We start from the raw sequence: 7,277 nt of genomic DNA on the forward strand, positions 1-7,277 counted from the left end.
TTCCTCCTTAGAGGCTTGTCCAACACCTGCCCTCAGGCCGTTGTCGTGCGCGGGCTCGTGTTGTTGCACGGGCAGGTGTCGGACAACCCTTAACCTTAGCGGTCTCTCGGCTTTCTACAAAGCAGTCAAACAATAGGCCAATTGCTGCCGGGATCGGTGTTTATCGACACGCCGTGGCTCGTCAGAAGCGCGCCGAATGCTTGCAGATTTTCCGGCGTCAGGAGCAAGTTTTTCTCATAGAAGCCCCGCTTGAGCTTGACCAGAAAGGTTTTGAAAAAGAGGCGATTTTGAAAGTCGACGCAACGGAAAGGGGCAAGCCGCCAGCGCCCAACCGCGGCGACCTCCTGAATCGATGCGTATGGAATCTTGCGAGTTTTGAATACTCCGAACCAGATGAAATCCAAACCTTGTTCGCCCGGAACTACATCAGGGACAGCGGCTCAAAAGGCTGCGTCAAAGTCCGGATGTACGGGTGCAATCTTTACCTTCGAGTCGCTGCAGATTGAGAGCTTGGCAATAGGGGGCGTCCATGTACGTTCGGCGAAACCATCTAGACGCAATCGAAACTGTCACGCACTTAATGAAGACGGCCCTCATGTGACAGTCTTCATTGCTGGCGATACGTGCACTTCAGTTGTCTAAAACGGCCTGCTTCCGGTCCCAGGGCGCAGTTTCGCCTCCGAACCGCTCCGACAGAAACTCGATGAGCTTGCGCAGCGGCAGCGGTTGATGCCGGCGCGAGAGGTAGACCGCCTGAATGTCCAAGGGGTCGAGTGTGTACGCGGGCAGGACGATCCGCAGTTGCTTGCGCGCAAGCTCATCCGTCACATAGAAGGTCGGCAGCATGGCGATACCCGCTCCAGCCAGGGCGCCTGCACGAAGGATGGAGGTGTCGTTTGCCGTCAACACAGCATGCGGGCTGACCGTGACGGTCTTATCCCCGCTATCCCGGGCATCCCCACATCGCAAGTTGTATGTCGGCGTGAACGCCGCGCTGTGAACGACACAGTGGTGCTGCTTCAAGTCTTCAGGCATTTCGGGAATGCCGGCGCGCGCCAAGTACGACGGTGATGCGCACAGCACCGAGTGACACACCGCAAGCCGGCGCGCGACCAGGGCTTCGTCTATCCGGTTGCTCAATCGGATGGCTAGGTCGATGCGCTCCTGCACCAAGTCCACGGTGCGGTCGACCACCATCATGTCAATCTCGACCTTAGGGTGCAGGCGCTGGAAGTCGACGACCGCGGCCGTCAGCTGCGCCTGCGCGAACGCGGGCGACGAGGTGATGCGAAGCCGCCCATGGACCTCGCCCTGCTGGCTTGCCTGCGCATGGACATCCTCGGCGAGCGCGACCATTTCCCTGAAGCCCTTCAGCGCTTGCTCGCCAGCGTCGCTCAACGCGAGTTTGCGGGTGGTGCGATGCAATAGCCGCACCCCCAGCCAACGCTCCAGCCCTTCGAGGTAACGGCTGGCCATCGCCCGCGACATGTCCAGTGCATCAGCTGCCGCGCTCACGCTGCCACGGTCCACGATTTCGACGAAAACGCGCATCGCGATGACTCGATCCATGGATTTCCTCGATTCAGTTGACAGTCACGACAAGAAAATGAAGTTTATCTGCCAGCCGCGAGCAAATAAGGTTCAGCCATTGACAGCGCGTTGCTGCGCCAATGAGAGCGGTGTGAACGAATTCAATCTGCCTTCCAAGTCCATCGTCTACGTCATGGACGCTTACTGCGGTTGGTGCTGGGGTTTCTCGGAGCGCATGGGCGAGTTCGAGGCCGCCAACCGCCACCGCGTGGCCTTCACCGCCATCAGTGGCGGGCTGTTCGTCGGCGAGCGTGCCAGGCCCATCACCGACTACCCGCACATCCCCGAGGCCAACGCCCGCATTGAACGCCTCACTGGTGTCGTCTTCGGCGACGCGTACAACGGCTTGTTAGAAGACGGCAACCTCGTGATGGACTCGCTGGGCGCCGGCGCCGGATTGGCAGTGCTCCGAGCGCAAGCGCCGGAGCGGGCTGTGCATTGGGCCCATGAACTGCAAGCCGCGTTCTACAGCCGCGGGCTGAGCTTGTCGGACCCGGCAACGATTGCCGGCATCGCAGCCGCAAACGGTCTGGACGAAGCTGCTGTGCTGCGCGACCTGAAAAGCGATGCCGGCAAAACGCAAGCGCAAGCCGATTTCGCTCTGGCCCGTCGGCTGGGTGTGACGTCCTACCCGACGCTGCTCGTCGTGGACGGCGGTACCGTGCACCAGCTTCCCGCGACCGGTACGGCCCTGAGCGTGCTGAACCAGAAGCTGGACACGCTCTTGGTTGATGTGAGCGCAAGAGCAGGGTCGCAACGGACAGAAGCCAAGCCAGATTGATTCCTGCCTCCAACGCCCCCTCTGGCTGCGGTTTAGCGCCGTAACCCCAGATCGCCAACCTAACTCTCTACCTGCGGGCTTGGTCACAAGCTTCCAATCGAATGCGAGCCTTTCCCGACACAACAGCGCTGCGCGACCCCCGCGCCCTGGACGATCTTCTCCTATATCGCCTATGGCGCGCCATGCGCGCGGGCAGCGGCATGGCCACGCGCATTGCCGAAGGAGGTTTCGGTATCACGCATCGCGAGTGGGGAATGATCGGCATGCTCGCGCAAGTCGGGGAGATCGGACCCTCAGCGCTCGCCGTGCAACTGCAACTGGATCGCGTGCGCACTTCGCGCGGGCTGCGAAGTCTTTTCGAGAAGCGGCTGATCGAGAGACGTCAAGATTCGGAAGACCGGCGCGAAGTGCATGTGCGGTTGAGTGAGACCGGTCGACAACTCTTCGACGACATGTTCCCACGCATCTCTGCCCTCAACATCGATCTTCTTGAAGGTCTCGACGCCGAAAATCATGACACCTTTCTTCAGTGCTTGCGTGAGTTGGAGTTGCACAGCACCGCGTTGAATGCACGTTTCGCCGCTTCGGAGAAATCCGAGCGTCGCTTAGATGGCACACGTCACCGTTGGTCAGGGCAGAGCAACGAATCGCCCCGACGCCATTTTTAACGACTCAAAAGTGTCTAGCCTGTCTAGGGGGGGCGGGGCGATTCATGGACCACTGGAATTCAGTCGATCATTTTTAAGGCAATCGAATGATTGCCAACCAGTTGCTTTTGGTTACACTGTTGATTGAATGAGGCTTCCCCCTCGCTTCAACTTCAGGGCCAATCCCTTAATGACGGCCTCCGACACTGCGCAGCGCAAGTCTTTCGGACAGTCCAACCTCCAGGCAAGACCAAAAGCTTATATGTCCTGAGCCAACTGGCTCACAAAGAGGGTGGATCCAGATTCGATGGAAATCAACAGTCCGGTGCTCACATCCTCTTCTTGCATGAGCACCAGGCCCCGCGAGCCGAAAAGCCTTCAAGGCGGATCGCGAGCTGATCAATGAATGAAATCAACGCCTCGAGGAAGCTGGCGGCCCATGCCGGGCTCCGCGACTTTTCCGCGTATTGACCAAGAAGGTTCCCATGTTTGATAAAACCGATTTTGTTGCTGCGTTGCTCGTGTTGAGCGCGGTCGTGCTCCCGGGGTGCGGTGGCGGAAATGCGGAAGATGGCCGGATGAGAGGCAGCCCGGAGACCCCCGTTGTCACGGGAGCCACTCCGATGGTCCCCGCCGTCGGAGGAGGCACCCCGGAGGTCCCTGTGGTCGGGGGAGTCCCCCCGGAGGTTCCCGTCGTGACGGGAGGCACCCCCGAAGTCCCCGCCGCCCCGGGAGACAACACCCCGGTGGCCCGCGTCATCAAGCATCCAGGCGTTGGGGTCTCCCTCTCGGATCTCGCGACGCTCAAGGCATACGTCGACCAGGGCAAGGAGCCGTGGAAGTCCGGCTACAACCAACTGGCGAACAGTCCCAACTCCAGGCTCAGCTACGCAGGGCGTGGTGGCCCTTTCGCGAAGGTGAGCCGCGCCCCCGACGAGAATCTCAATGCTTGGCGCTCCGACATGGTCGCGATCTCGAATCTCTCGCGGATGTGGTACTTCACCCGTGACGAGCGATACGCGAAGACTGCAAGGTGGCTGCTGCTTGGGTGGGCCACCACCCAGACGGAGTTCTCGGGTAACGAATCGATGCTGGATCTGGGTGACTACGCCGCGCAGTTCGTTGGCGGTGCGGAAATCCTGCGCAGCACCTACCCGGGCTGGACGGAGGCCGACACGGCGACCGTCAAGAAGTACTTCAAGAACGTCCTGATACCGGCAGCAAGTCCCTGGGGCGACAGCATGTACGGGGCCGCCAACAAGGGCGCACTGTCCCTCGTCGCTCAGGGACTGATGGCGATCTACAACGATGACGCCGAGTTGCTGGACAAGGTCGTCTACCAGGCCCGCACGCTCGCCCATATCGGGTTGCGAAACTCCAACGACATCGGCATGCTCGGCGACTACCTTCGCGATCAGGGGCACGCCTATGGGCAGCTCGCGGCACTGACCATGCTGGCCGAGGCGCTCTGGAGCCAAGGCATCGACATTTATTCCGACTTTGACAACCGCCTGCTGGCGGCGGGTGAGTATTGGGCGAGGGTGAACGAGCTCGTCCCCACGACAGCCCTTCCTTTCGGCACCACCGATCGCTTCTACACCGCCGACATCACCAATCGCGGCTGGGACGGCGCCAATGGCGGGAGCATGGCGCTCACTCAGCTTTACAACGCCTACGTTGTCCGCAAGGGTCTCCAGGCACCCTTCATCGCTCAGAGACGCCTCCGGATGCCGGTGGGCGGCTCCAGCTTCATGTTCCTCAAGGAGTCCGACACCTCGAAGGCGACACCGCCACCGGCGCTGCCCATTCCTTCGACCGCCTCGATCACCTCGGGGTTCAGCAGTGCCGACATCGGGGGTGCCGCCCAGGCGGGCACGGCCACATACGCCAACGGCACATGGAACGTGGCTGGGGGAGGCTACGGCATCTGGGGCGCACTCGACAGTGGCCACTTCGCCTACAAGGCCCTCACCGGCAACGGCACCATCATCGCGAAAGTCGAGTCGCTCGAGAACACCCACTCGTCCGCAGTGGCGGGCGTGATGATGCGCACAAGCCTGGAGCCAGGCGCTCCGCGCGCCTGGATGGCGATAAATTACAAAGGTGAAGCCTTACAGAACATGACGAAACTGGCGGTGTATGGCAACTCGAACTACGCGAACAAGGCATTAACCAATGGGCGCACCGTGCTCATTAAGTGGGTGAAGCTCGAGCGCGTCGGGAACATCATCACTGGCTATATTTCTGCCGATGGCACCAATTGGGCCGCGACCGATGTCGGCCGCATCAACGCCCCCGTTCCCGACACGATCTATGTTGGATTGGTGGTCTCGTCGGTCACAGGCAAGCCAAACAACAGCGTCTTCAGCAACGTCCAGGTCACTGGCGGCGACGGTGGGGCGCCGGGCGTCGTTCCGGCGGCGCCCGCCATGCTGCTGGCCTCGCCGGGCGATGGCGCCGTGCCGCTGCGCTGGCAGGCATCCTTCGGGGCCACCGGCTACACGATCGGCCGCTCCGAGTTCAGCGGCGGGCCCTACGAGGCCATCGCGTCGGGCGTCACGGGCAGCAGCTACACGGACACCTCTGTGACCAATGGCACGACCTACTACTACACCGTCACGGCGACCAACTCCGCAGGAGCGAGCGGCCGTTCTCCTGAGGACAACGTCGCACCGGGTCGTCCGATGGTCAAGGCTGCCACAGGCGGCACTGCCGCAGACAGCGCGAGCAACTCCGGCAATGCTGAAAGCGCCGTCGACCAGGACTCGGCGACGCAATAGTTCGACTCCGGCACGACCGGCTGGCTGCGGTACGACTCGGCCATACGGAGCGCGTCCAGCGCTATGCGGTCACCAGCAGCTTCGACCAGGTCCCCCGCGATCCAAAGGACTGGCAATTCCAGGGCTCCAACGACGGCTCCACCTGGACAACGCTCGACACGCAAAGCGACCAGGCGTTTGCCAAACGCGTGGAGCTGAAGACCTACGCGATCGCGAATCCGGCCTCCTATCGCTACTACCGGCTCAAAATCACAGCCAACAACGGCGACGACACTTTCACAGATCTTTCCGAACTGGGGCTGCTCTTTTCCAGGCCGCAGTGAGCCCGATGCGCGAGCCGTTCTATGAGGTCGTTTTTTCAACAGCATCAGGCTGCCCAGCAATCTTCGAGTTTTTCAACACAGTCGGCCGACTGTAGCCGGTTGCGCCGCCGTCGCGAACGGGCCCTGAGCAGTCCTTCGGCTTCAGGAGCTATGAGTCGCGAAGCTGCCGCGCAATTCGACGTTCTGCCACCTGCTTTAAGGATGGCCAGTCATCCTGTAAGCGACGCATCGCACCTTCGTGCCCCTGTGCCGCCGAGGCCTGAAGAAGTGCCTCTGCTTGCGCCAGCGTTTCACGAGAGGACCTCGTCATCGAGGTATTAAAAAGCTCCATGGAATAGTGCAGTTGCGCATCGGCATCGCCAGATTCGACTTTTTGAGCGAGGTCCATCACGTATTCACCGTGGGCCACCTCCGCTTCCGTCTCGTAGTCGCGTATGCCGACCTTTTTTGCCGCACTGAGGTCCAGCACGGCAAGCACCATTCGCCCAACTACGCGTTCTGCCTCGTCAGAGGATAGCGAGCGAAGGAACTCCAAATCTGCCCTGAGTCCGTCGAAGCTGTTTTCGCGAAGCGCCGTCATTGACGCCGTTGCAACCGGATGAAAAACGATGACGCCCGCGCCTTCGTCATAGTTAATGAGCAAGTCTTTTTTTGGGGCAGTCATGTGGAGACCGTTTGATGTTCGCTTCTGGCCGTCAGGTGCCAAAGTGGCTCTTTGCATAGGCCCAAGCCTGATCGCCTTGGATACGCGCTTGCGCATCGGTCAACTTGAACACGTGTGGCTCAAACGCCGGTCGCGTGCGCCCGTCGAAATGATCGACGAGAAGCCCTGCGACCTGATGATGGGCCTCGTTGAGCTGCCGAACCCCTTCGACATTTTTGTCATAGCAAAGCACTCGTTGTCCTATCGTCAGACCGTGCGCAAGCAGCACCATGAATCGGATGCGATCGTTGCCTGAAAGGGTTGCAAGCCAAAGCGCTTCTGAGCTGTCTGCTGAGTTCATGTGATTAGACGCTCCAGTGACCGTCTCTGGCCGATTCTGCCGCAGCCGCGAAGGACTGCTTCTCTGATCGGGCCGTTTTGTCAAGCGCAGAGTATCTCGGACTTTGGTTTCGTTGAACAGAACGTCTCGGTGCAGTTCACGCTTCTCTACGC

At 60.6% G+C, this 7,277-nt stretch carries 8 protein-coding genes; 4 read left to right on the plus strand and 4 right to left on the minus strand.

Annotation, left to right across the window (positions count from 1 at the left end; all coding sequences use genetic code 11):
• Positions 1 to 125 precede the first annotated feature (125 nt).
• Together M2282_RS30780 and M2282_RS30785 are read right to left on the minus strand one after the other, a co-directional pair.
• Positions 126 to 404, minus strand: coding sequence for a hypothetical protein (locus M2282_RS30780; RefSeq protein ID WP_280812565.1), 279 nt, complete (start codon positions 402 to 404; stop codon positions 126 to 128).
• A 226-nt stretch (positions 405 to 630) separates the two neighbouring features.
• Positions 631 to 1,569, minus strand: a complete 939-nt coding sequence (locus M2282_RS30785; RefSeq protein WP_280812566.1) for a LysR family transcriptional regulator — start codon at positions 1,567 to 1,569, stop codon at positions 631 to 633.
• Here M2282_RS30785 and M2282_RS30790 point away from each other — a divergent pair.
• The 4 genes from M2282_RS30790 (at position 1,568) to M2282_RS30805 (ending at position 6,121) form a co-directional block, all read left to right on the plus strand.
• Positions 1,568 to 2,371 carry a DsbA family protein gene (locus M2282_RS30790; RefSeq protein WP_280812567.1) on the plus strand — a complete coding sequence of 268 codons (804 nt, stop codon included), beginning with the start codon at positions 1,568 to 1,570 and terminating at the stop codon, positions 2,369 to 2,371. The genes M2282_RS30785 and M2282_RS30790 overlap by 2 nt on opposite strands.
• Positions 2,372 to 2,472: 101 nt before the next feature.
• Positions 2,473 to 3,039 (plus strand): MarR family winged helix-turn-helix transcriptional regulator, encoded by a 567-nt coding sequence (locus tag M2282_RS30795; RefSeq protein ID WP_280812568.1) that lies wholly within the window; start codon positions 2,473 to 2,475, stop codon positions 3,037 to 3,039.
• A gap of 725 nt (positions 3,040 to 3,764) precedes the next feature.
• The gene (locus M2282_RS30800) at positions 3,765 to 5,798 is read left to right on the plus strand and encodes an alginate lyase family protein (protein ID WP_280812569.1); all 2,034 of its coding nucleotides are present in this window, start codon (positions 3,765 to 3,767) and stop codon (positions 5,796 to 5,798) included.
• Positions 5,799 to 5,818: 20 nt separating this feature from the next.
• Positions 5,819 to 6,121, plus strand: coding sequence for a discoidin domain-containing protein (locus M2282_RS30805; protein ID WP_280812572.1), 303 nt, complete (start codon positions 5,819 to 5,821; stop codon positions 6,119 to 6,121).
• Positions 6,122 to 6,269: 148 nt separating this feature from the next.
• On the opposite strand, the gene M2282_RS30810 is transcribed toward M2282_RS30805, so the two are convergent.
• A complete protein-coding gene (locus M2282_RS30810; protein ID WP_280812570.1) occupies positions 6,270 to 6,785 on the minus strand; it encodes a hypothetical protein in 516 nt (171 codons plus the stop codon).
• Between the two features lie 31 nt (positions 6,786 to 6,816).
• On the minus strand, positions 6,817 to 7,277 hold a 461-nt coding region (locus M2282_RS30815), incomplete at its 5' end, for a hypothetical protein (RefSeq protein WP_280812571.1).

The organism is Variovorax boronicumulans (assembly GCF_029892485.1).
GTDB lineage: Bacteria > Pseudomonadota > Gammaproteobacteria > Burkholderiales > Burkholderiaceae_C > Variovorax > Variovorax boronicumulans_B.